The organism is Chryseobacterium lathyri, assembly GCF_019970085.1.
Taxonomy (GTDB): domain Bacteria; phylum Bacteroidota; class Bacteroidia; order Flavobacteriales; family Weeksellaceae; genus Chryseobacterium; species Chryseobacterium lathyri.
Genome location: NZ_JAHXYG010000003.1, coordinates 602,636 through 627,277, shown reverse-complemented (window position 1 = coordinate 627,277; position 24,642 = coordinate 602,636). Strand labels below are relative to the sequence as shown.

The 24,642-nt window shown below is 37.0% G+C and carries 27 protein-coding genes and 1 riboswitch; of the genes, 15 read left to right on the top strand and 12 right to left on the bottom strand.

What is annotated here, in order from left to right; translation table 11 throughout:
* Positions 1–167 precede the first annotated feature (167 nt).
* On the bottom strand, positions 168–2,798 hold the full coding sequence (gene cphA, locus LC418_RS12260) for a cyanophycin synthetase (RefSeq protein WP_223559333.1): 2,631 nt from the start codon (positions 2,796–2,798) through the stop codon (positions 168–170).
* Positions 2,799–2,994: 196 nt separating this feature from the next.
* On the opposite strand from cphA, the gene LC418_RS12255 reads away from it, so the two are divergent.
* From LC418_RS12255 to LC418_RS12245, 3 genes are all read left to right on the top strand, one after another.
* The gene (locus tag LC418_RS12255; RefSeq protein ID WP_373426874.1) at positions 2,995–3,885 is read left to right on the top strand and encodes a cyanophycinase; all 891 of its coding nucleotides are present in this window, start codon (positions 2,995–2,997) and stop codon (positions 3,883–3,885) included.
* A gap of 101 nt (positions 3,886–3,986) precedes the next feature.
* Positions 3,987–4,829: an isoaspartyl peptidase/L-asparaginase gene (locus LC418_RS12250; protein WP_223559332.1), complete on the top strand. Its 843-nt coding sequence runs from the start codon at positions 3,987–3,989 to the stop codon at positions 4,827–4,829.
* A 97-nt stretch (positions 4,830–4,926) separates the two neighbouring features.
* The gene (locus tag LC418_RS12245; RefSeq protein WP_111958171.1) at positions 4,927–5,163 is read left to right on the top strand and encodes a YtxH domain-containing protein; all 237 of its coding nucleotides are present in this window, start codon (positions 4,927–4,929) and stop codon (positions 5,161–5,163) included.
* Positions 5,164–5,253: 90 nt separating this feature from the next.
* On the opposite strand, the gene LC418_RS12240 is transcribed toward LC418_RS12245, so the two are convergent.
* The 6 genes from LC418_RS12240 to LC418_RS12215 form a co-directional block, all read right to left on the bottom strand.
* Entirely contained in the window at positions 5,254–6,045 is a 792-nt protein-coding gene (locus tag LC418_RS12240) for a class I SAM-dependent methyltransferase (RefSeq protein WP_223559331.1), read from the bottom strand.
* A 68-nt stretch (positions 6,046–6,113) separates the two neighbouring features.
* Complete coding sequence (locus LC418_RS12235) at positions 6,114–6,758, bottom strand: GNAT family N-acetyltransferase (protein WP_223559330.1); 645 nt, start codon at positions 6,756–6,758, stop codon at positions 6,114–6,116.
* 16 nt (positions 6,759–6,774) lie between these two features.
* Positions 6,775–7,314 carry a PH domain-containing protein gene (locus LC418_RS12230; RefSeq protein WP_223559329.1) on the bottom strand — a complete coding sequence of 180 codons (540 nt, stop codon included), beginning with the start codon at positions 7,312–7,314 and terminating at the stop codon, positions 6,775–6,777.
* A 194-nt stretch (positions 7,315–7,508) separates the two neighbouring features.
* On the bottom strand, positions 7,509–8,858 hold the full coding sequence (gene hisS / locus LC418_RS12225) for a histidine--tRNA ligase (RefSeq protein ID WP_111958177.1): 1,350 nt from the start codon (positions 8,856–8,858) through the stop codon (positions 7,509–7,511).
* Positions 8,859–8,981: 123 nt separating this feature from the next.
* Positions 8,982–9,437: an HRDC domain-containing protein gene (locus tag LC418_RS12220; RefSeq protein WP_223559328.1), complete on the bottom strand. Its 456-nt coding sequence runs from the start codon at positions 9,435–9,437 to the stop codon at positions 8,982–8,984.
* A 14-nt stretch (positions 9,438–9,451) separates the two neighbouring features.
* Complete coding sequence (locus tag LC418_RS12215; protein WP_048504355.1) at positions 9,452–9,784, bottom strand: single-stranded DNA-binding protein; 333 nt, start codon at positions 9,782–9,784, stop codon at positions 9,452–9,454.
* A 171-nt stretch (positions 9,785–9,955) separates the two neighbouring features.
* Here LC418_RS12215 and LC418_RS12210 point away from each other — a divergent pair, with 171 nt between their 5' ends.
* From LC418_RS12210 to LC418_RS12190, 5 genes are read left to right on the top strand one after another with little or no spacing between them, the layout of a single operon-like run.
* Positions 9,956–10,153: a hypothetical protein gene (locus LC418_RS12210; protein ID WP_223559327.1), complete on the top strand. Its 198-nt coding sequence runs from the start codon at positions 9,956–9,958 to the stop codon at positions 10,151–10,153.
* A gap of 37 nt (positions 10,154–10,190) precedes the next feature.
* Positions 10,191–10,466: a hypothetical protein gene (locus LC418_RS12205; RefSeq protein ID WP_223559326.1), complete on the top strand. Its 276-nt coding sequence runs from the start codon at positions 10,191–10,193 to the stop codon at positions 10,464–10,466.
* A gap of 49 nt (positions 10,467–10,515) precedes the next feature.
* Positions 10,516–11,118 carry an HPP family protein gene (locus tag LC418_RS12200; protein ID WP_223559325.1) on the top strand — a complete coding sequence of 201 codons (603 nt, stop codon included), beginning with the start codon at positions 10,516–10,518 and terminating at the stop codon, positions 11,116–11,118.
* Positions 11,119–11,122: 4 nt separating this feature from the next.
* Positions 11,123–11,467 carry a hypothetical protein gene (locus LC418_RS12195; RefSeq protein ID WP_111958185.1) on the top strand — a complete coding sequence of 115 codons (345 nt, stop codon included), beginning with the start codon at positions 11,123–11,125 and terminating at the stop codon, positions 11,465–11,467.
* Between the two features lie 27 nt (positions 11,468–11,494).
* Positions 11,495–12,403 carry a TIGR01777 family oxidoreductase gene (locus LC418_RS12190; protein ID WP_223559324.1) on the top strand — a complete coding sequence of 303 codons (909 nt, stop codon included), beginning with the start codon at positions 11,495–11,497 and terminating at the stop codon, positions 12,401–12,403.
* A gap of 47 nt (positions 12,404–12,450) precedes the next feature.
* Here the strand turns inward: LC418_RS12190 and LC418_RS12185 are convergent, their stop codons facing one another.
* A complete protein-coding gene (locus LC418_RS12185; RefSeq protein ID WP_223559323.1) occupies positions 12,451–12,807 on the bottom strand; it encodes a MarR family winged helix-turn-helix transcriptional regulator in 357 nt (118 codons plus the stop codon).
* A gap of 112 nt (positions 12,808–12,919) precedes the next feature.
* Here LC418_RS12185 and LC418_RS12180 point away from each other — a divergent pair, with 112 nt between their 5' ends.
* The 3 genes from LC418_RS12180 to LC418_RS12170 all read left to right on the top strand — a co-directional run bounded on the left by LC418_RS12180 (position 12,920) and on the right by LC418_RS12170 (position 16,680).
* Positions 12,920–15,172 (top strand): ATP-binding cassette domain-containing protein, encoded by a 2,253-nt coding sequence (locus tag LC418_RS12180; RefSeq protein ID WP_223559322.1) that lies wholly within the window; start codon positions 12,920–12,922, stop codon positions 15,170–15,172.
* A 154-nt stretch (positions 15,173–15,326) separates the two neighbouring features.
* Positions 15,327–15,908: a GDP-mannose pyrophosphatase NudK gene (nudK, locus tag LC418_RS12175; RefSeq protein ID WP_223559321.1), complete on the top strand. Its 582-nt coding sequence runs from the start codon at positions 15,327–15,329 to the stop codon at positions 15,906–15,908.
* Positions 15,909–15,915: 7 nt separating this feature from the next.
* A complete protein-coding gene (locus LC418_RS12170; RefSeq protein ID WP_223559320.1) occupies positions 15,916–16,680 on the top strand; it encodes a hypothetical protein in 765 nt (254 codons plus the stop codon).
* Positions 16,681–16,770: 90 nt separating this feature from the next.
* Here the strand turns inward: LC418_RS12170 and LC418_RS12165 are convergent, their stop codons facing one another.
* A complete protein-coding gene (locus LC418_RS12165) occupies positions 16,771–17,217 on the bottom strand; it encodes an Lrp/AsnC family transcriptional regulator (RefSeq protein WP_223559319.1) in 447 nt (148 codons plus the stop codon).
* 105 nt (positions 17,218–17,322) lie between these two features.
* Between LC418_RS12165 and LC418_RS12160 the strand changes: the two genes are divergently transcribed.
* Positions 17,323–17,787, top strand: coding sequence for a carboxymuconolactone decarboxylase family protein (locus LC418_RS12160; RefSeq protein WP_223559318.1), 465 nt, complete (start codon positions 17,323–17,325; stop codon positions 17,785–17,787).
* A 58-nt stretch (positions 17,788–17,845) separates the two neighbouring features.
* On the opposite strand, the gene LC418_RS12155 is transcribed toward LC418_RS12160, so the two are convergent.
* Positions 17,846–18,307: an Lrp/AsnC family transcriptional regulator gene (locus tag LC418_RS12155; RefSeq protein WP_111958203.1), complete on the bottom strand. Its 462-nt coding sequence runs from the start codon at positions 18,305–18,307 to the stop codon at positions 17,846–17,848.
* A 154-nt stretch (positions 18,308–18,461) separates the two neighbouring features.
* Positions 18,462–18,647: riboswitch (cobalamin riboswitch) on the top strand.
* 175 nt (positions 18,648–18,822) lie between these two features.
* On the opposite strand from LC418_RS12155, the gene metE reads away from it, so the two are divergent.
* A complete protein-coding gene (metE, locus tag LC418_RS12150; RefSeq protein WP_223559317.1) occupies positions 18,823–21,153 on the top strand; it encodes a 5-methyltetrahydropteroyltriglutamate--homocysteine S-methyltransferase in 2,331 nt (776 codons plus the stop codon).
* Between the two features lie 55 nt (positions 21,154–21,208).
* Here the strand turns inward: metE and LC418_RS12145 are convergent, their stop codons facing one another.
* A complete protein-coding gene (locus tag LC418_RS12145) occupies positions 21,209–22,210 on the bottom strand; it encodes an NADP-dependent oxidoreductase (protein WP_223559316.1) in 1,002 nt (333 codons plus the stop codon).
* A 13-nt stretch (positions 22,211–22,223) separates the two neighbouring features.
* The gene (locus LC418_RS12140) at positions 22,224–22,991 is read right to left on the bottom strand and encodes an SDR family oxidoreductase (protein ID WP_111958209.1); all 768 of its coding nucleotides are present in this window, start codon (positions 22,989–22,991) and stop codon (positions 22,224–22,226) included.
* Positions 22,992–23,226: 235 nt separating this feature from the next.
* Between LC418_RS12140 and LC418_RS12135 the strand changes: the two genes are divergently transcribed.
* Positions 23,227–23,643, top strand: a complete 417-nt coding sequence (locus tag LC418_RS12135; protein ID WP_223559315.1) for a winged helix-turn-helix transcriptional regulator — start codon at positions 23,227–23,229, stop codon at positions 23,641–23,643.
* Positions 23,644–23,933: 290 nt separating this feature from the next.
* Complete coding sequence (locus LC418_RS12130) at positions 23,934–24,380, top strand: KTSC domain-containing protein (RefSeq protein WP_111958213.1); 447 nt, start codon at positions 23,934–23,936, stop codon at positions 24,378–24,380.
* The last annotated feature ends 262 nt before the right edge of the window (positions 24,381–24,642 follow it).

Here is a 24,642-nt window from a genome sequence, read left to right as displayed (position 1 = left end):
TTTACATTCCTTAAAGTACAACCTGCTTTTCATAAAGCTTTGTGTTAAAGAAACCTTTTGCAGATTAAACAGATTTTGCAGATCTAATAGATGAAAAAAGTGAATGAAAATTTGTTTAAAATAAAAAACGGCTGAAAATTCAGCCGTTTTTGTATAAATCTTTTATTTTATGAATTTTTATCGTCTTCCATAAGCTCGCGTGCCTGGTAATCCTGTACCAGATCGATTGCATTGGAAATAACGTCACTTAAAGCAGTGATAAAGGTTCCTTCTTCAGCCATTCCCATGGCATGTTTTAAAGCTTCAATTTCTTTAGGTATAATCTCATAGCTCACATCTCTTCCGGCTTCATTAATACCATCGATGATCAATCCGTTGATTTCTTCTTCCGTTCTTCCTCTCAGGTGTTTTTCGTTTCTGATGATGATATAATCAAACATCCTTCCGGCAATTTTTCCGCATTCTCTGATATCACCATCCCGTCTGTCTCCTACTCCTGAAATAATGCCTATCTTCTTGGTAGATTCTACATTTTTAAGGTAATCTTCTATTGCCTGGTAGCCTGAAGGATTATGTGCAAAATCAATAAGAACCTTAAAATTCTTAAATTTAAAAATATTCAGTCTTCCCGGTGTAAGCTGCGCACTCGGAATAAAAGTTCTTAAGGAATTGGAAATGTCTTCGATTCCGAAACCGTAGAGATAACTTGCCAAACTAGCAGCTAAAACATTTTCGATCATAAATCTGGCCTTTCCTTCCATGGTGATCGGGAAATCTTTAGCCTTTCCTATTCTGATCTTCCAGTCGCCTTTTTTAATCGTCACGAAACCTTCTTCATAAATGCAGGTAATTTTCCCTTCTTTGGCAAATTTTACGATATGGGGATTACTTTCATCCATACTGAATATCGCGACATTGCTGTCCAGATCATTAATGATCTTCATGGAATATTCATTATCAGCATTCAGGACGCTCCAGCCATTTTTCTTTACACTGTCCAGAACAACTCTTTTTACTTTTGTCAGGTCTTTTAGATTATGAATATCATTCATTCCTAAATGATCCTCTTCGATATTCGTCAAAACCCCGATATCACATTGTGAAAATCCTAAGCCTGAACGCAGGATTCCGCCTCTTGCTGTTTCCAGAACAGCAAATTCTACCGTAGGATCTTTCAGAACAAACTCAGCAGAAAGCGGTCCTGTAGTATCTCCTTTGGAAAGCATTGTATTTTGTATGTAAATCCCGTCAGAAGTAGTAAAGCCTACTCTGTAACCATTGCTTTTTACAATATGGGAAATCAGTCTTGTTGTTGTTGTTTTTCCATTGGTTCCTGTCACGGCGATAATGGGAATGGTGAACGGCTTCCCCGGAGGATACAGCATATCAACTACCGGAGCAGCTACATTTCTCGGTAAACCTTCGCTTGGCGCCAGGTGCATTCTGAATCCGGGAGCAGCATTTACTTCAATAATGGCTGCGCCGCTTTCTTTAAGAGGCTGAGTCAGGTTTTCTGCCATAATATCGATGCCGCAGACGTCCAGACCTATAATTTTGGAAACTCTTTCAGCCATGGTGATATTCTCCGGATGCACCATATCAGTAACATCTATGGAAGTGCCCCCTGTAGAAAGATTAGCCGTTGATTTCAAATAAACCACTTCTCCCTTCTGAGGGACGGTTTCAAGGGTGTACTGAAGCTTTTCAAGAAGTTCCAATGTATCTTTGTCTACTTCTATTTCGGTAAGCACATTTTCATGGCCATAACCTCTTCTCGGATCTCTGTTCTCTTTATCGATCAGTTCCTGAAGATTCAGTTCCCCATCACCTACTACATGGGCGGGAACTCTCCTTGCTGCCGCAACCATTTTATTGTTAATCACCAGAACCCTGAAATCATATCCTGTAATATATTTTTCTACAATGACTTTTCTGGAATATTTCTGGGCATGTTCCAATCCTATTTTTGCAGCTTCCCAATCGTTTACATTAATAGAAGAACCCTTTCCGTGATTTCCGTCCAATGGTTTTAGTACAATGGGATAGCCTATTCTTTTTATAACGCTGTCCAGACCTTCTTCATCCATCACCAGATCTCCGATAGGAACAGGTATAGCAGCATCATGGAGCATTTTTTTCGTCAGTTCTTTATTACATGCAATATCTACCGCAATTGAGCTTGTTTTTCCTGTAATGGTAGCCTGGAAACGCTGTTGGTTTACCCCATATCCAAGCTGCACCAAAGAATTTGTTCCCAATCTTATCCATGGAATTTTTCTGGAAACAGCCTCTTCCACGATACTTCCTGTAGAAGGCCCCAGGCGGACACGTTCTCTGATCTCCTTCAATTTCTGTATACAGGCATTAATATCGTATTCTTTATTATTTATTAAAGCCTGGGCTATATTTACAGCTTCTTCAGCAGCATAAATGCCTGCATTTTCTTCAATATAATTAAAAACAACATTGTATATTCCCGGTGATTTTGTTTCGCGGGTTCTTCCGAAGCCTACATCCATACCTGCCAGCGTCTGTATTTCCAACGCTATGTGTTCTATGACATGCCCCATCCAGGTTCCCGTTTCTATTCTGTGAAAGAATCCACCTTCCACTCCTTCTGAACACCTGTGGGTAAACAGAGAAGGGATCAGCTTTTCAATTCTTTCTCTGAAACCGTCGATTTTATTGGTAGGATAATTCTCCATTTCTTCAAGATCCAACCTCATCTGTATCAGCTTCTTTCTTCTGATACTCCAGATGTTTGGGCCTCGCAGTGCCTGTATCTTCTCAATTTTCATAATCTATTTGCATTTTATCAGTTAACAATAACTCCTTCAAAAATCAAAGATAATGTAAAACCCTAAACCAAACTATACCACATTTAAAGATTCCCAAAAAAAAATTAAAAAAAATTAACAATTCTAAAACATTAAAAATCATTAAAATGTGGCATGAATTTCGCCAAATGTTAATTATTTTTTAAATTTGCACACTATGATGAGACCCGTTGGAAAATTAATTATTATCGGAGGAGCTGTAAACAAAGGAAGCTTTGCAGAAACCGATTTCGACCAGAACATTGAAAAAAACCTTAACTTTTTTGAAAGAGGAATCTTAAGAAAGATCATTAACGAATCTAAGCTTAAGGAAAATTCTGTCATCGAAATTGTAACCACAGCCTCCCAGATCCCTCAAATTGTAGGCACAGAATACAAAAAAGCTTTTGAATTTCTTGGCGCCAAAAATGTAAATATTCTCGATATCCACAACCGTGAAGAGGCCAATTCTGATGCTATGGCAGCCAGAGCTAATGCAGCAGATGTTGTGATGTTCACCGGGGGAGATCAGCTCAGGCTGACTTCTATTCTTGGTGGAACAAGATTTCACGATACTATCTTACTGAAATACCAGGAGCAGGATTTTATCTATTCAGGGACTTCTGCCGGTGCGGCGGCGGCTTCTGAAAATATGATCTACCAGGGAAGCAGCTCTGAATCTCTTTTAAAGGGAGAAATTAAAACAACGCAGGGGCTGGGTCTTATAGATAATGTAATTATTGATACACACTTCGTACAGCGTGGCAGAATCGGGCGTCTTTTTCAGGCTGTAGTCAACAATCCGAGAACATTGGGAATAGGACTGGGTGAAGACACCGGACTTTTTATCCATAATGATATTATGACAGCTGTAGGTTCAGGGCTGGTGATCCTGGTAGATGGAAGATTTATTAAGGATACCAACCTTACGAATATCAACCTGGGTGAACCTATTTCAATCGATAATCTTACGGTACATGTTATGTCTATGAATGATCATTACGACCTTACCACAAAGAAACTTACGATCGAAAATTCACAGTTCAACCCTATCCCACAGGATAAATAAAAGTTAACGGTCAATGGTGAATAGTGAATTTCACCGGTTAAAATTTTATCATTATCTTTAAAATTGACCATTGACTTTTCACAATTGGCAAATACAATCTTATGAAAATCATTATCCACGGCGGTTTTTTCTCTGAAAGCGATCAAAGTCATGAAGTAAAGACGGCAAAACAAAATTCTTTAAAACAGATTGTCCAAAAGGCTTTTGAATATCTTCAGACGCATTCTGCTTTTGATACGGCAGCTTATGCTGTTTCTCTTCTGGAAGATGATCCGTTGTACAATGCAGGCATCGGCTCTCAGATACAAAGTGACGGTGTGATCCGTATGAGCGCAGCAATTATGGATGGAGAAACGCAGAAGTTAAGCGGTGTAATCAATCTTCAGGATGTAAAGAATCCGATTTTTGTCGCAAAAGAGCTAATCAAAGAGGATGACAGGGTTCTGGGTGGTAATGGTGCTAAGATTTATGCCTCTGAACATGGTTTCGAGAATTTCTCAACGGAGATTCCCCAAAGAAGAAGTGAATATGAAGCTAAACTTAATAATGGCGGTAAAGGAACAGTAGGCTGCGTGGTTCTTGATAAAGATGGAAAGCTGGCAGTAGCAACCTCTACAGGCGGGAAAGGCTTTGAGATTCCTGGAAGGATTTCAGATTCGGCGACGGTAGCAGGAAATTATGCCAATTCAGTTTGTGCAGTGAGCTGCACGGGCGTAGGAGAAGATATTGTAAGCAATGCCACTGCTGCAAAGATTGTAACGAGAACTACTGACGGAATGAGTCTGGAACAGGCTTTTAATAAGACATTTGAGGAGCTTAAAACCATAGATGGCTTTGCAGGGGCTATCGCTATTGATAAAGACGGAAATATCTACCATCAGGATTCTTATCCTACGATGGTCTTTGCAAGTTTTGACGGAGAAGACTTTCAGGTCTTTCAATAATTTTAACATTTTTTTATTATCCTATTTAATTTTTTGGCACGTATTTTACATGTTTACTAGTAACAAGTTTTAATATAAATCATTAAAAATAAAAATCATGGGAAATAAAACAAAAGGGCTATTGGCCTTACTAGGGGTAGGTGCTTTAGCATATTGGAAATACAAGAACTCTACACCTGAAGAAAAGCAGGCTGTAAAAGATAAAATCAATACTGCAAAAGACAACCTGAACAAATGGGGAAATGACGTGAAGAACAAAGCCAATGATGTTGCATCCCAAGTTCAGAATAAAGTAGACGAAGCTAAAACAAAAGCTGAAGATTCTTTAAGCTAAAAACAGATTAGTTTTTTTAACATTCATATATAAAAAGTCATCGTAATCTCAGGATTATGATGACTTTTTATTTTAAATGATACTGTAAAATTAATTTTTATATCCTTTCAAAGCATAAACCAACGGCAATTTATTATCAAACTTTGAAATCCGCCATTTCCCTTTTTCAAATTCTTCCACATGGTTGAAACACGGATAAGGTGACCAGTCAAATTCCTGGAATTTTTCCAGTTGTATATCATGATTTATCAGATTCTGCAGCACTTCAGCTAAAGAATGGTTCCACATCACATACTGCTGAACAATATCTGCAGATTGATCAGCATAGGTTCCTTCGTAGGTTTCTACAATAGGTTTTTCATTAAAATAATTGTAGGCAACTTTCGTAAAATCATCATCAAACATCCAGACGGCAGGATGAAATTCCGCCATTATAAATTTTCCACATGGTTTTAAATAATGGCTGATGACCTCTGCCCATTTATCGAGGTCAGGAAGCCAGCCTATTGCTCCGTAACTTGTATAGACGATATCAAATTTCTGATCAAGAATACCCGGAAGGTTATATACATCCGAACAGATAAATTTGGTATCGGTACCACATTGCTGTGCAAGCTCTTTTCCTGCTTCAATAGCTTTATCAGACAGGTCTATACCAATAACCTGAGCTCCCATTCTTGACAAGGAAATAGAATCCTGTCCGAAATGACATTGAAGATGCAGAATATTTTTACCTTTTATATCTCCTAGAAGCTCCAGCTCTATCGGATTGAGTGAGTTTCTTCCTTTTAAGAATTCATCCACAAAATAAAAATCTGATTTCAGGTGAGGGTCTACTTTGGCATTCCATGAGTTTTTATTGATTTCCAGGTAATTTTCCATGGTGTTTGTTTAATGCTAATTTAGAAAATGTTTTGAGATTATTTTACTTAATACTTATGTACAAACAATCAAATTCCGGGAATAACAATGGATGTATAAGAACTGTAAAGCTCCCACCCCATTGTTTCATAAAGTGATTTTCCCTGCTCTGTTGCCACTAAAAAATTGTTGTAAATACCATTTGATACTGCAATTTTCTTGAGTTCATGCATCAGAAAAGTAGCGAGTCCCTTTCTTTGATGGTTTTCTGCTGTTACAATTCTGTCATAAACTGCCAGATCATCTGCAAGCACAATTCTGCCTATGCAAGCCAACTCTCCATTTTCATCAATAATCTTAACCGCTGTTGTGGAATTGTAGTTTTCATATTCAAGCCGATAGCTTTCGCCCAGGCTTTTCCGTGAAATATTCATCGGACTGGAACAGAACATCATGTATCCGGGAGGCTGAATTATCCATTTTTCTGATACCCTATTTTTTACCTCATCCGGAGAGGCGCAAACCTTGAGGTAAATCCAGGGTTCATCAATCTGTTTTGAGAGTTCAATGAAATCATCATTGATCTCAGGAAAAACATATCTTATTTTCTGCCTTTCTTCTCCTACTTCTACTTTAAAACCGGATTTGTATCTTACCGGAAGAGGAAGTTTTCTGGACAATGACCATGCCCTCAACCATTTCTCTATAATATTATAAGGCACGATGTCCATCATGGTTTGCTCGTTATATTTACAAAGGCTGGTTCAGCAGTTTCTTTTTCTGTTCTGCAAATTCTTCTTCACTTAACACTCCACTTTCTCTGAGTCTCCCCAACTGTTCCAATTGATCTAAAACTGAAGGTTCTGATTTACTTTGAAAATATTCTTTAGGACGGGCCATAAAGTCCCTTACTTTTTCACAAAATAATTCTGCATAATATTTTCCAACATTATCAATTTCAAGAACATTATCCGAAATATGAATATCTATGGAAGCCAGCATTAAGGATTTCTCGTATTGTATAGAACTTACTTTATCGTAAGAAAAATCTTCTACCTTCAGCCCATACATGAATTCTTTATCCACAAAAATAAGTCTTCTTTCCGTTGCTACTAAGATGATATGATGATTAGTCAGTTTATTTCTTCCTTCAATTAAATACACAATTCTTTCATTCTCCGAAAGGACATCCGGTAACGCATGAATTTCTTTTCTGGCAAAAATGGTGGGATTGATATCTAATATTTCCAGTTCATCTTTTATTTCGTCAAGTCTTGATTTTTCACTCATTATTAGCTTTTATAAATGGTAGATATTACAAATTTAATTTTTTTCTAAAATAGGGAAAGACATAAGTCTATTATTTTAAAAATAAATTTAACAGTCATTCTTACAAAAACATAACTCGCACAAGTATTAATACCAGTAAATGCAAAAAGCATTATCAATCGATAATGCTTTTTAATTTTATATTTTCCAGAATATTACCCTAAAAACTCTTCCAAAGAAACTGTTTTCTGTTCTCCAGCTCCCAGATCCTTAAAAGTAACTGTTCCGTTTTTAATTTCTTCTTCTCCTAAAAAAACAAGGTTTTTAATTCCTTTCTTTTCAGCGTAGGTAAACTGTTTGTTCAGTTTTGCATTTTCAGGATACAGTTCAGCGGAAATTCCTTTTTCCCTTAGTTGCATGATCAGTTTTAAAGCTTCTACCGTTTCTTCTCCTCCGAAGTTAGCAAAAAGGTATTCTACTTTCATTGAAGCTTCTTCAGGGAAAAGATTAAGCTCTTCCATCACCAGATAAACCCTGTCCAAACCAAACGAGATCCCGATTCCCGGAATATTTTTAACTCCGAAAACCTCTGTAAGGTTGTCATATCTACCACCACCTCCAATGGAACCCATTGCCACCTCATCCGCTTTCACTTCAAAAATAGCCCCGGTATAATAATCTAAACCTCTGGCCAGCGTAATATTGAATACCAGATTCTGCATATCTACACCAAGGTTCAGAGATTGAGTAAGGACAAATTCAAGTTCTTCCACTCCTTTCAGTCCAATTTCACTGTCAGCAAATTTTTCTTTTAACTGCAGAAGATTTTCCAGCGCATCATCGGACTGATTAAATAAGAACTCCAATTTATCAATAGATTCCTGAGAAATTTCTCTTTCCAGTAATTCTTTAACAACTCCTTCTTTTCCTATTTTGTCCAGTTTATCGAGAGCTACAGTAAATTCAATCAGTTTATCAGTAATACCTGCATATTCTGCCAGACCGGAAAGGATCTTTCTGTTGTTCATATGGATGGTAACAGGAATTTTCAGATCGGAGAATGATTTCAGATATAGCTGAACCAAATCCACTTCCTGTAATAAGCTTTCGCTTCCTACCACATCTGCATCACATTGGTAAAATTCTCTGAATCTACCCTTCTGTGGACGGTCTGCTCTCCATACCGGCTGAATTTGGTAACGTTTGTAAGGAAATGTCAGCTTACCATGATTCATCGCCACGAATCTTGCAAAAGGTACGGTAAGGTCATAACGGAGCGCTTTATCTGAAATTTGAGAAATAAGTTTCTGATGATTTTTATTATCCCAGTCTTCCTGATTCACTTTTGAAGCGTATTCCCCTGAGTTCAAAATTTTAAAGATCAATCGGTCACCTTCTTCTCCGTACTTTCCTGTCAAAGTAGAAAGATTTTCAAAGCTTGGGGTTTCTAGTGGCTGAAAACCGAACAATTCAAAATTATTCTGTAAAATATTAATAATATATTTTCTTCTTGAAACTTCCTGTGCTGTAAAATCTCTCGTTCCTTTTGCTAAACTTGGCTTCATTTGCTGTATGTCATTTTGATAGATGCAAAAATAAGGAATTGAAAGGACTTTTCCGAAAGATAAAAAAGCTGAGGGAGATTTCTCCCTCAGCTCCTGATACATCATCATTAAGAAGTTCAAAAATCAGACGCTTTCAAGAATCTCCAGGATCTCTTCACCATAGTTTTCAATCTTATGTTTTCCGAAACCTTTGATCTCAAGCAGCTCTTCTTTTTTAGCAGGTTTATACTTAGCCACAGACATCAGTTCTTTATTGCTCGCGATAAAATAAGTGGGGAGATTCTGTTCTTTCGCCTTCTCAGATCTCCAGTATTTCAGGGCATCTAAAATTTTCTCTTCATCGGAGTTTAAAGTATCATTATCTGCAGAGTACTTTACTGCCTTTGGTTCCTTCACTGTATTTTTAGCTGTTTTCAGCTCTTCAAAATACAGGATTACGGACCAATAACATTCATCGTTTACAAAAGCGGTTTCCACTTTTATAATTTCGTTCACGTCAAGAAAATCATCAAGCATTTTTTGATCTCTATGAAGAAATTCCTTGGAAAGTCTGATTTTAAAAACTTTTACATTCATCATTTGTGTTTTTAAAATTATTTACCTCCTAAAAGCAGGATCTCATCGATTCTGATCTCGGTTATATAACGCTTAACGCCGTCTTTGTCATCATACGATCTGTAGGTAAGTTTTCCTTCAATTGCAATTTCTTTTCCTTTGGGTACATACTTCTGAAGGATTTCAGCTGTCTTTCCAAAAGCAATCAGATTATGCCATTGTGTTTCTTCCACTTTTTCGCCTTTTGCATTCGTGTAATGATCGCTGGTGGCTAGCGACACGCTTGCTTTTACATTTCCGCTTTCGAAGTTTACTGTTTCAACTTCTTTACCTGTGTAACCAATTAATGTTACTTTGTTTCTTAGTGACATAACTTTAAAATTTTTAAGATTAATAATTCAGATAAGAGACGTTCACTGTCTTTCTCAAATCTCTGTTGCAAAGATTGTTACACCAAAGCATCTTAGTCGGTTATAAACTATTTAAATTCATTTGTATTCGTTTGTTGTCGAGTATTTCCGTATCTTTGATCAAATCAAGCTATGAAAAAGGACATCACTATTTTTGAGTTTCCTTTAAATCTTGGGCTCACTAAAAAGAAGCATGAGATAGAACCGGGAGTAAGAAAACTTCCTGAATGGCTCAGGAAATTTGGTTTTCATAAAGGAATAAATCCCATATACTGGATCCTGATTATGATACAGAAGGGCTTTATACCCAACCTTTCATTGAAAATTTAATTCAAATTATAAATAAACCGACTGAAAAAAATTAAATATGAAAAAGATTACCAGAATATGGCATGGAGTTGTCAATGCTGAGAAGGCAGATGAATACCTTAAATACGTTGAAGAAACAGGTATTTTACACTATAAAAATACCCCAGGAAATCTATCTACAAAAATACTGAGAAAAAAAGATCAGGAAATTTGTCATTTTTTTACTGTTACCGAATGGGACTCTTATGAAAGTATCAGGAAATTTGCAGGAGATGATTATGAAAAGGCAAAATATTATCCTGAAGACAAAAGATTTTTACTGGAATTTGAGTAAAATGTCAATCATTATGAAACTTTTGAATACTAATTAATAGAAAGAAATTGTGAAGAAAACAATAAAAAGAACGTTCAGGGTTTCGAAATATGTGATTTACCGAGAAACACTGGTTGATTATAAAGAGCATTTCTGGTCTTTTTTAGGAGCATTTGTCGGGATCGGAATTATTGCATTTATTCAGTCCCATACTTTGGCTGCCACTGAGAACATCTTCCTCATCGGTTCCTTTGGTGCATCAAGTGTTCTGATCTATGGGGCCATTCAGAGTCCTCTTGCCCAGCCCAGAAATTTAGTGGGTGGACATGTTATTTCAGCGCTTGTGGGAGTTACGGTTTATAAAATCGTTCCTGATATCATATGGCTTGCTGCGCCTCTGGCTGTAGCTTTTTCTATTGTCTTGATGCAGTATACAAAAACCCTTCATCCGCCCGGAGGAGCAACCGCTCTGATTGCAGTAAGCTCTACAGGAAAAATTCCGGACCTTGGATATTGGTATGTACTTTCTCCGGTTTTATCAGGCTGCATCATTCTTTTACTCGCAGCTCTTTTATTCAACAATATAACTCCGAATAGAAGCTATCCTTCTCATACAAGTTTTAAACGGTTATTAAGAAAAAAACATGAACATTCACACAAAATGAAAAAATAAAAGCATGAACTGTCTCGAATGTGGCGAAAAAATTATCGGGAGGTCTGATAAGAAATTCTGTAATGATGCCTGCCGGAATGCCTACAATAATAAGCAGAACAAAGATTCTACTAATCTGATGCGGAATGTGAACAACAAACTCCGCAGAAATTACCGTATCCTTATGGAACTGAATACAGATGGCAAAGCGAAAATTGCAAAATCAAGGATGGATGGCTTAGGTTTTGATTTCGATTATTTCACCAATCTGAAAGTTTATAAAAATGGCTCTGAATACAGGTTTATTTATGACTACGGCTATAAGCTTCTGGAAGATGATTTTGTACTCATTGTAAAGAATCAGACATAATTCCCTACTTACCCTAAATATTCAATTATGAAAGAAATTGTTCTTATCACCGGTGCCGGCGGAATGATCGCACAGAAACTCTCAAAAAAAATAGAAAACGAATACTCCGTACGATTTCTGACGCGAAAGAAAAGGCATGAGAATGAATTTGAATGGGATATTAAAAACGGAACAATCGATGAATCTGCTCTTGAAAATGTTTCCCACATTATTCATCTGGCTGGCGCCAATATTTCAGAAAAACGATGGACCAAGGAAAGAAAGCGTGAACTGATATCCAGTCGTGTAGATTCTGCAGGACTTCTTTTAAAAACAGTAAAAAAGAAAAAAATACAGCTTAAATCTTTTATTTCCGCTTCTGGAATCAATTATTACGGAACGGTAACAACAGAAAAATTTTATACTGAAAAAGATCCTCCCGGAAATGACTTTCTGAGTGAGGTTGTGGTTTTGTGGGAAAGATCGGCAGATGATTTCAAAGAACAAAACCTGGCAGAAAGGGTTGTGAAAATACGGACAGCCGTTGTTCTTTCTGAAGAAGACGGGGCACTGAAGAAAATGGTTCCCACTATAAAATACGGCATTGGGTCTGCTTTAGGGAATGGAAAACAATACATGCCGTGGATTCATATTGACGATATTTGCTCTATTTATCTGACAGCCCTGAAAAACTCTGATATGGATGGGGCTTACAACGCAGTTTCTCCTCAGCATACTACCAATGAGAATTTAACGGAAAAAATAGCTGAAGTCCTGAAAAAACCTTTATTTATGCCTAATGTACCTGCATTTGTTTTAAAACTGATGTTTGGAGAGCTGGCAGATGCTTTACTGGAAGGCTCACGGGCTTCTTCACAAAAAATACAGGATACAGGATTCCAATTTAAATTCCCTGATCTGAGGGGATCTCTGGAAAATCTTCTGAAAGAGAAGTAATTTAGAAACAAAAAAAGTATTATATACATATCCTAGTGAAGCCACACTCAGACTTTCAAATTTTCCAGAACCTTATTAAGCAAAGCTGTTAATGTTTCTAATTCTGTTTTATCTAAGATAGCAGAAGCCTGATCGGCTACTGTTTTTCGGAAATCTTCAGAATTATTGATCAGAAACTTACCTTTTTCTGTCGCTGAAAGATTAAATATTCTTCTGTCGGAAATACTTTGTTTCTGTTCGACCAGCTCATTACTGATCAGGAATTTGATCTGTTTTGATACGGCTGCCTGGCTGACCTTAAATGCCGCAGCAATTTGTTTTCCGGTAACCTGATCCTTCCGGTATATATATTCTATAATATTGTAATGCGTTGCTGTAACACCGCTGATGTTCCCCTTGTTCATATTAGCCAATATAAAACACTGAAGATCAGTAAACGTATTAAAAAATTGATTCTTTTCTATTTCCATAAAAATACTTAACTTAGTTAACTATTAACAAAGTTAATGAATTATTATGAAAGAAATCATCATCACTCACGCAAGACAGAATAATCTGAAAAATATTTCATTACGCATTCCAAAAAATAAAATAACGGTCTTCACAGGAGTTTCAGGATCTGGAAAATCATCATTGGTATTTGAAACGATAGGTGCCGAAGCCCAACGCCAGATTAATGAGACACAAAACAGTTTCATAAGGAACCGTTTACAGCATTTTGGAGTTCCGAATGTAGAAAAAATAGAAAACCTTAATGTCCCTTTTATCATCAATCAAAAGAGGCTGGGAGGAAATGCACGCTCAACAGTGGGAACAGCAACAGATATTTATGCTTCCCTCCGGCTACTTTTTTCCAGAATAGGAAAACCATTTGTGGGATATTCCAATGTATTTTCTTTCAACAATCCTCAGGGGATGTGTCCCGAGTGTGAAGGTTTGGGCTATGTACAGACCGTGAATACGGAAACTCTTTTTGACAAAAACAAATCACTGAATGAAGGCGCGATACGGTTTCCCACATTTCAGCCTGGAGGATGGAGGCTGACACGCTATATTTATTCCGGGTATTTTGACAATGACAAAAAGCTTAAAGACTTTACAGAAAAAGAATGGGAAATGTTGTTGAATGCCAAAGAACATCTTCCCAAAAATCCGACCAAAGAATGGGGAAAAACAGTCCGGTATAAAGGCGTAATTCCCAGAATTGAAAGTTCATTTCTGAAAAAGGATTCTAAAGAGAATATTACGCGAAAAGATACTTTAAAAAAAATCATAATTACTAAACCATGTCCGCTTTGCGAGGGGAAAAGGCTCAATTCAAAAGTTCTGTCCTGTAAGATTGAAGGTAAAAGCATTGCAGACTGTACCTCACTCTCCATTGATGAACTTCTCGTTTTTATTCAGAGCTTGTCATCGGAAATATATTCTTCTATAATTAATGAGTTGATAAAAAAGCTTCAGAACCTAATTGATATAGGTTTGCAGTATCTGACCCTGGACAGACAAACTGACACGCTATCAGGAGGGGAATCCCAACGGATAAAAATGGTAAAGCAGCTGGGAAACAGCCTTGTGGATCTGCTGTATATTTTTGATGAACCCAGTATCGGCCTCCACCCTAAAGATATTGACCATATTGTAGACATCATCAAAAAAATAAGGGATAAAGGCAATACCGTCTTAATTGTTGAACATGACCCGGATCTCATCAAAATAGCCGATCTTATTGTGGATATGGGACCTGATTCGGGGAAAAACGGCGGTGAAATTATGTATCAGGGAACTTTTAATCATTTAAAAAATGCAAAAGGTAAAACAGCCGATTATTTTAACAAAGCCCGTACTTATAATAACGTCCCTAGATCAGCAAAAGGCTATCTTGAAATTAAAAATGCTCATCTTCATAACTTAAAAAATGTGAGTGTAAAAATACCTACAGGCATAATGAATGTTGTAACCGGTGTGGCAGGATCAGGGAAAAGCACTTTGATCAATAAAGTTTTACCCTTATCCTATCCGGTAACCGTAGTAGATCAATCTGTTTTTACAGCCAGTATCCGTTCAAATCTGTTAACGTATCTCAATCTGTCAAATACTGTCAGAAAACTTTTCTCCAATGCCAATAATGTTTCTGAAAAGCTTTTCAGCCGCAACGGTGAAGGCGCCTGTTCCAATTGCAGGGGATTGGGCGTGGAAAAAATAGACCTTGCTTTTATGGATGATATTGAACAGCCCTGTGAAGTCTGTCACGGATCAGGATATAAACCTGAAGTTTTACAATATCTATACAAGGGTAAAAATATCGCTGATATCATGAATATGACCGTTCTGGAAGCCCTGCAGTTTTTTCCCGGACCCGGATTTGAGCATGAACTCAGTCTAATGATTAAATTAGGACTGGATTATCTGACTCTGGGGCAGCGGCTGGACAGCTTCTCCGGAGGTGAAAGACAACGTTTAAAACTGACCAAAGAGCTGAACCGTACAGATAAGATTATTGTTTTGGATGAGCCCAGCACAGGCCTTCATCCTATTGATAATGAAAAGCTGCTTTCTTTCTTTGATGAACTGATACATAATGGGAATACCTTAATCGTTATTGAACATAACCTGGACATCATCGCTCAGGCAGACTGGATTATTGATATCGGTCCTGGAGCCGGAAAACTGGGCGGCAGTATTGTATTTGAAGGAACCGTGAAAGACCTCTTATCAGCACAGCATTCTGCAACTTCCGTATATTTAAAGAAGCACCTTCGAGGTCAATAGAAGCTGAAATGGCTGCTTACTGTTTATTTTGTGATAAAGATTCTCTGATTTTAAGGGAAATTTAGGGGCTTGTTGAAAAAGAAATATTAATTTAGCATTTATATATAAGGCCTATCAGACCCACATCATTAAATATAAAAGAGAAGATATTCCCATGCAGAATCCTAACATTACTATTCTTAAAACAGAAATTTTATCAGACAACTGGTATACACTTAATAAAGTCACTTACAACATTACAAAAAAGGACGGAACCACAGAAACCCATAGCAGAGAAGCTTACGACAGAGGAAACGGAGCGGTTATCCTCCTTTATAATAAGATTTCAGGTACTGTGATCTTAACCAGACAGTTCAGGCTTCCTACTTTCATCAATGGGAATGCCACAGGAATGCTTATTGAAGCCTGCGCCGGCCTTTTGGACAATGATAACCCCGAAGACTGTATAAAAAGAGAAACGGAAGAGGAAACCGGTTATAAAATTTCTAAGGTGGAAAAAGTGTTCGAAGCCTATATGTCTCCTGGCTCCGTAACGGAAATCCTGTATTTCTTTATCGCTGAATATTCTTCTGAAATGAAGATCGCAAACGGTGGAGGACTCGAAGAAGAGGGAGAGCATATTGAAGTTTTAGAACTTCCTTTTAATGATGCCCTTACCATGATAGACAGCGGAGAAATCATGGATGCAAAAACCATCATGCTTCTGCAGCATTTACGCATCAAAAGTATTGTATAGAAATAAAATGAAAAAATTACTTTTTACACTTTCATTGGCTCTTTCTGCAGCAGTCTTCGGACAGAAAACAAGCAGTAAGAATAACAGTCTGGTACTCTACCCTTACCAGACTTTCAACTGCGATAATAAAGGATATTTTAATCCTGGAAAATATAAAAAAGAGGAAATAGACGGGATTTATAAGCTCCTATATCAGTTCAACAGTGGTTTGTTCGACACTCATGCGGTCTTTAAACTTTCGGATCTTGAAGATGTCCGAAAAAATAAAAACATTTATCTGCAACAATTGGAAAAGCAGTATCAGGAAAAGAAAAGCCAGCTGTATAACCTTAAAGTTATTAATCTTCCCGAGTGGAAAAAGCTTCACCAGGAAACCATTCAGACTTTTGAAAATGAATATCAACTGAAAAAAGAAGAGCTTATCGCCTACTCTGATCCTGCATCACTTAAAAATAGCAAATATTACGATACCTGCAAACAATATATTGATGCTGTTTCTTCTCCAGACAAACAGAAAATGTACACCGTTTGGAAAAACTTTGTTGAAGCAAAAAGCAAGGATAATGCTGATCCACAATCTGTAATAGATAGGTTCAAGGCTCAATTCAACGATCCGAAGAAAGATGATTATGCACTGATTCAATTAATTGGTTTCGGTTTCTACAATTGTGCCAACGGCAGTTTCAGACCAGATCCTAATGATGAGGGAGCGCTTTATGAAAAGTTTGATAAGATCTTTACGAAGCTGAAACAGGACTGTGATGAGCCATAATTTTATTTAAAGATTGAAAAATTTAATGATTTAAAAATCAGCCAGCATTCGTTTTCGGGTGCTGTTTTTTGTTTCCGTAAGAAATTTCTCTTATGAGCCTGAAAAAAAATGATTCGCTTTTATTTCAGACAGCTGTACTGATGTGGAAGGAATTCCAAATTTTAACAGCCTGTCAATAATTTGTTCAAGGTGGGCACTGTCTTTTAACACACATTCAGCAATGAGGCAGTATTCTCCTGTGATTCTTTTACAGCTGATGATCTCGGGGAAGTGTTTCAGGTGGTCAATAAATATTTTAAACTCATCATTTTTAAACTTCAGATGAATAATGACTCTCAGGCTATATCCGAGAAGGCCATAATCAATATCTGCTGTAAAACTTTTGATAACACCGGTATCGGTAAGGTTCTGTACTCTCTCTTTTGTAGCAGACTGAGAAAGGGAGATGTTACGCCCTATTTCAGCATAACTTAATCTGGAATTTTCAGACAGTAACCGTAAGATTTTATAATCAAAATCGTCTAAAACTATTTTCATTGTATTTTTAGATTAAATCAGTAGAAATAATCAAAATTATAAAATTTAACCATTAAATCCATTTTAAAACTATATGAATTAGACAGAAATTTGACATAAAAAAATATGACAACAATTGAATTTTCAGACAATGGAAATACACCATTTGAAAAACTTATTGGCCATAACACTGAAATACTATACCACTGGAACAGACTTGAAGAGACTTTCTTCAAAAATACCAGTTTAGACTCTGATTTACTGGAACAGATCCGAAGAACACTTGCATTTGGCAATGGCTGTGAATACTGCATGGTAAAAGGCGGAAGACCCGATTTCAGCCAGTCAGATCTTAAAATTTCTGTAGCCGTAAGCTTCGCAGAGCTATTCTCTAAAGATCACCGTTCCATACTCAAGAGCCATTTCAGCATGTTGAGAGAATTCTTTTCCGAAAAAGAAATTTCGGAGCTCTGCACCTTTATCAGTTTTATCAGTGCTTCCCAAAAACTGGGAAAAATATTTAATCTGACTGAAGAATATCAACAAAATGCAGTAGTGAGAATGGAGCAGTTAATTTTATTTAAAGATTGAAAAATGTAATGATTTAAAAAATTATAATGGCAGTATCCTATGGGTGCTGCTTTTATTTTTAAATACTTACTCCGTGAATATTTTTAACCTCGGCCATCACAAAAGTGCTGTGTGCACTTCCTATAGAATCTAATGAACCCAGCGTATTGAACACAAAGTCCTGGTAATGTTTCATATCTCTTACCTGAACTTTCAGGAGAAAATCGAAATCTCCTGAAATATTATAGCATTCAGCAATTTCATCAATCTGTAAGATATCTTCAACAAACTGATTTCCTACAGAACGGTCATGGATTTTAAGTTTAATCTGGCAAAAAACAGTAAACCCACGGTTCAGCTTTTCTGCTTCCAGTACAGCTGCATAATGCTTGATATATCCTTCCTGCTCAAGTCTTTTCATCCGTTCGAAAACAGGTGAAGGTGAAAGATTGACTTCTTTTGCAATCTCTTTTACAGTCAATTTAGCATTCTTTTGCAGGATTCTGAGCAATTGAAGATCCCTTTCGTCAAGTCTTTCCACAGAATAATATTCTTTTTGAGGTTATGTTTTTCAAATTTACAGAATTTTTAACTTTAAAATAAGACCAAAACAAAATAATATTCCTAATTTTTGCAAATTAACCAATCAATTCACTTTAATCAATACCTTTGACATAGATTTTGTTCTTTAACATACTTCATCAAACAGAAGAGGTTTTACATAACGTAGATTAATAGGGAATCGTATGAGAATCACGAGCTGTCGCGCAACTGTAAGTAACACGACAAAGGTTTTTATCCAAGTATATCCACTGCCAGAAGCGGGAAGGATGATAAAAACTGTTACAAGTCAGGAGACCTGCCTATTCTGAATTGACAATGCTTTCGCGGTCTGAAGCTTCAGCTCATATAGATGATACTTTGAACGTCCCTGCATTACCGGGAAATTACGTCCTCACTGTATCCATTTATATCTTAAAATTCTTTCCAAACAGCATTGCGGAGCATCTAAAAGAGCCTTTAAAATACTAATTGTCTAATTTAAAGTTTAAAAACATGCAAACGCACATTCTTGGCAGCCCGCGTATTGGCCGCCACAGAGAACTCAAAAAAGCCTGCGAACAGTATTGGTCAGGTAAAACATCATTAAACGAATTACTGGAAACCGGGAAAACCATTAGCCGGCAGAACTGGAAAATGCAGCAGGAAGCAGGAATTGACCTTATTCCCTGCAATGACTTTTCTTATTATGATCAGGTTTTGGACATGACTCTAGCTGTGGGAGCAATTCCCGAACGCCATAAAGAAATTGCCTCAAGAGCAGCCAATTCTGAGCTTGATCTATATTTTGGCATGGCAAGAGGCTACCAGAAAGACGGCCTCGACATTACCGCCATGGAAATGACAAAATGGTTTGATACCAATTACCATTACATCGTTCCTGAATTTCAGAAGAACCAGCAGTTCGGATTATTTTCCAAAAAGATCATCAGTGAATTCATCAGCGCAAAAGAAGCCGGAATAAATGCCAAGCCTGTGATATTAGGCCCTCTTACCTATCTTCTTCTGGGAAAAGAGAAAGAAGACGGGTTTGATAAACTGGACCTCATAGAAAATCTGCTTCCGGTATATATCGAAATTTTAAAAGAACTGGAAAACCATGATGCCACATGGATTCAGCTTGATGAACCTTTTTTAGGTCTGGATCTTACTGAAAAAGCAAGAGAAATCTACCCATCTGTTTATGCTGAAATCAGAAAACAGTTCCCGAATCTTACATTTATTCTTGCTACTTATTTTGAAGGTTTAAAAGACAACCTTTCATTAGCAGCTTCACTTCCTGTAGATGTCCTGCATATTGATCTGGTACGATGTCCTGAACAGCTGGATGAAGTTTTACGTACCATTCCTCAAACATTGAGTCTATCCTTAGGTATTGTAGATGGACGGAACATCTGGAAAAATAATTTTGAAAGATCTTTAAGCTTTATAGAAAAAGCGGTCAGCACCATTGGTTCAGACAGGGTTTTCATTGCCCCTTCATGTTCTCTGCTTCACTCTCCTTTTGATCTTGAACTGGAGACGAATGAAGAAACATTATCTCCTGAAATTAAGCAATGGATGGCTTTTGCCAAACAAAAAGTTGATGAAATTGTTACCTTGAAAAAGCTTGCTTCCGGAAAGGCAGATTACCAGGCTCTGCAACAGTATGCCGAAAATAAAAAAGCAATTGACACCCGTAAAATCTCAGCTTTGATCCACAATCAGGAAGTAAAAGACCGTACGGATGTAACAACTGAAGATGATGCAAAGAGAAACAGCCCGTTCAGCATAAGGAAAGAAGAGCAGCAAAAAGTTCTACAGCTTCCCTTATTTCCTACGACAACGATTGGCTCTTTTCCTCAAACTAAGGAAGTAAGGACATGGAGATCAAAATTTAAAAAAGGGGAACTGACCGCTGAACAATATGATGATCTTCTTAAAAAAGAGACAGAAAGAACCATCCGCTGGCAGGAAGAGATAGGTATTGATGTGCTGGTTCACGGAGAATTTGAACGTAATGATATGGTAGAATATTTCGGGGAACAGCTTTCCGGATTTGCTTTTACTCAAAACGGATGGGTTCAGAGCTACGGCAGCCGATGCGTAAAACCTCCGGTGATTTATGGTGACGTTCACCGTCCGCATCCAATGACGGTTTACTGGTCCCAATATGCCCAATCTTTAACTCAAAAATGGGTAAAAGGAATGTTGACCGGCCCCGTAACGATTCTTCAATGGTCTTTTGTACGTGATGACCAGCCTCGTTCTCTTACCTGTAAACAGATTGCACTGGCAATCCGTGATGAGGTGAATGATCTGGAAAAAGCAGGGATCAGAATCATACAGATTGATGAACCGGCTATCAGAGAAGGGCTTCCGCTCAGGAGATCCGATTGGCAGCAATATCTTGAATGGGCTGTAGAAGCTTTCAGGATTTCATCTTCCGGTGTGGAGAATGCAACACAGATTCATACGCATATGTGCTATTCTGAATTTAATGATATCATCGAGAATATTGCCGATATGGATGCCGATGTGATTACGATAGAATGCTCCAGAAGCCAGATGGAACTGTTGAATGCTTTCGCAGATTTCAAATATCCGAATGAGATTGGTCCGGGGGTTTACGATATTCATTCACCCAGGGTTCCGTCAAAAGAAGAAATGGTTGAATTGCTGAAAAAAGCGCAAGCCGTTATTCCAGCACAGCAGCTTTGGGTAAACCCTGACTGTGGTTTGAAAACCCGCCATTGGGATGAAACAGAAAAGGCTTTGGTTGCCATGGTGGAAGCTGCAAAAGAAGCAGCAGAAACTTTTGATAAAGAAGGAAATTTAGTTAAATAATAGGATTTGTGCAGGAGTTTTTAAGCTCCTGCTTTTTTTGTTTTGGTCAAAAAAATTATAGCATCTTTATGATTACTTTTCCTTTTGCACGGCCACTTTCTACATATTTCACTGCTTCATTCGTATTTTCGAACGAAAAAACTTTGTCGATGACAGGTTTTATTTCTCCTGCTTCTATCAATTTTGTAATTTCTGCTAATTGCTTTCCATCAGCTTTCATGAAAAGAAAAGAATAATTAATATTTTGCTTATCCGCTTTTTTTCTGATTTTACGGCTCAACAATTTTGTCACCAATTTTATATACCAGGGCAGGTTAAGTTCATCTGCAAATGCAGGTGTTGGCGGACCGGAAATTGAAATAATTTTTCCTTTTGATTTCAGGATATTGAATGATTTTTCCAGGGTTTTGTTGTCCTGGCTGTTCAGCACTGCATCATAATCCATCAGAATATCTTCAAAATTCTGTGTTTTGTAATCGATCAGTACATCTGCACCAAGGCTCTTTAGGAGTTCAAAACTTTTTTCACTGGCAGTAGTAGCAACCGTTGCCCCTAGATATTTTGCCAGCTGTATAGCAAAAGTCCCTACACCACCGGATCCGGCCTGAATAAAAACTTTCTGACCGGCCTGAATATTAGATTTCTCAATCAAAGCCTGCCAAGCCGTTAAACCCACCAAAGGAATTGAGGCCGCCTCTTCCATTGTCAGGTTTTTAGGTTTTAAAGCCACATCCTTTTCATTAATAGAAATAAATTCTGCGAAAGTCCCTATATGAAAATCTGCTACCCTTGCATAAATCTCATCCCCTACTTTAAAGCTTTTTACTTTTGAACCTACTTTTGTGATGACTCCTGCCACATCATGACCTAAAATCAACGGCATTTTATAAGGTAAAATGAGTTTAAATTCACCGCTTTTTATTTTAGAATCCAGGAGATTGACACTTGCTGCATAGATCTGAACTAAAACCTCATTTTCTTTGACAACGGGTTCAGGCAGATCTATAAGTTGAAGTGCACTGTCTTTTTTATAACGATTGATACCGTATGATTTCATAATTTGAGCTTATTTATGGTTTAAGGTATTGTTCTGATCTCTTAGGGTTTACTAAACCAAATGTGAATTTAGGAAAAAATCTGTGCAGAAAATAAACCAGTTTTGTATCACCTATCCGAATTGTATATTGATCTTTCTGTAATCCTAAAATCAAACCTTTTACGAGTTCTTCCGGTGTCATTTTCTTATCTTTCCTTGCGGCAGTCATTTCCGTATCCACAACCGGAGGAAGTAATTCAAATATCCTGATTTTGCTATCGATAATCCGTAAATGCTCTCTGAGTGATTGGGTATAAAATGCCAGCGCCGTTTTAGAAGCCGAATAGGTAGCTTCAAGAAGTGACGGTACATAGCTCAGGATGGAAGTGGTATTGATAATAGCACTTTCTTTTCTTGATTTCAGCATCTCCAGAAAAAGATTATTTAAACGTATTACCCCTAAATAATTAACTTCCATTTCGTATACAGCATTTTCGATATGTTTTTCGGTGGGAATTCCCAAATTGATGGGCGCCGCACCAACGCCGGCATTGTTGTACAAAATATCAATCCCACCCATTTCTGAAACTTTATCAAAAAGTAGTTTAGCATCTTCAGCAACAGATACATCACTTTGGATGGCCGTGAGATTTGGAAACTGTTTTTTTGCAGCATCAAGTTTATCCTTACTTCTGCCTGTAATAATAACCTTCGCACCTATTTTTAAAAACTGCTTCGCTGCTTCCAGCCCTATTCCTGAAGCTCCTCCTGTTATCAGAATTGTTTTTCCTTTTAATTCCATGATACTCTATTTAAAATGAAACCCCTCTTTTTGTCAGACGATCTGCTCTTCTTATTATCAGAACCCTCAAAGTCCGATTGTTTCGATCTAAGTGGATATTTCTATAAGAGTTAAAAAGAGTATTTTTCATTGTATTGTAAAATTAATTCGTTAAATTCGCTTGCATTTTACAAGTACAAATTTATACAATAACTTTTAAAATGCAAGTTATTTTTTTAATTATTAAATTTATTTTATGTCAACTTCAAAAAAGAGATCAGATTGTCCTATCAGCTGCTCACTGGATATCTGGGGAGATAAATGGTCACTGCTTATTATAAGAGACTTGATGTATGCCAAACAGTGCACTTATGGAGATTTCTTAAAATCCGAAGAAAAAATAGCCACCAATATTCTGGCTTCCCGCCTTCTCATGCTGGAAGAAAACAAGCTCATCATCAAACTGGACCATCCGGAAAGTAAGGCTAAAGTATTATACAAACTCACCCAAAAAGGTATTGATCTACTCCCTGTCCTGATTGAAGTTAATCTATGGGCCGAAAAATATTCTGACATTCCGGAAGACCAGAAACTGATGTTAAAAGAAGTAAAAAAGGATAAAGAAGCTTTTATAAATAAACATATTAAAGAGCTGAGTAAGGGAATACATTAGAGTATAACCGTGAGGCGAAGATTTCAGGAAGGAGCCTTGTCAAGGTCTTAAACCTTGACAAGGCTTTTCTTTTCTTATAAGTGAAAACTGCAAATAAACTTGCTTAAAATTCAATTTATTCCATATTTTCCGATGCTCAATATCTTTATGGTCAGCCCTCTCCTAAGAAAAAAACAAAAATGATAAATTTTCCTGATTTCTCAAGCATCAAATAAATTAATACTGAATAACTTACATTTTTCTCAATTAAAAACCTTAATTTTGCACCCCGAAATAAGGATTCTACAGTTATGAAAAAATTAGGCGAATACAGAAAGCTTCTTGAAGTTGATAAAACCGTTACTTTAAAGGAATTAAAGACCATTTACAGGAATACAATGAAAGATACGCATCCTGATAAATTTGCCAATGACGAAGCCGGAAAGCTGGAAGCAGAGGAAAAAAGCAAGTCTATCATTGAAGCCTATCACTTTCTGGTGAGCATCAACCCGGAAACACAGGAAAAATATAAGGAAGAATATACTGAAACGATTACAAAATCTAATATTCAGGATTTTTACCTTGAAAAAGCAGTTTTGAAAGTTCAGCACCTGAATGGAAACATGTATGAATACCTTGGAGTTCCGAAAAATACATATATTAAAATGGTGAATTCCGATTCTCCAAGCCGTTTTGCAAGAAGACATATCTACGGTAGTTTTATCTACAGAAAGGCTGGCGAAGCTATGGCAGATTAATTTTCTGTATAACAATAAATAAGCGAAGGCTTTCAGTTCATTCTGGAAGCCTTTTTTTATGATTAAAGAAATTAAACGATCATCTTTTTGAAATGTATACTTTCAGGATTTTTTTGACGCAAAGGATTAATTATTATACTTCATAAGAAGGATGCAAAAAAGGAATCAATCAAAGATTGATTTGATTAAGGAAACGTAAAGCGCATCAGAAATCTAATGCGCTTTAATTAATTGAGATCCGGACTCCCGAAAAGATACTTTC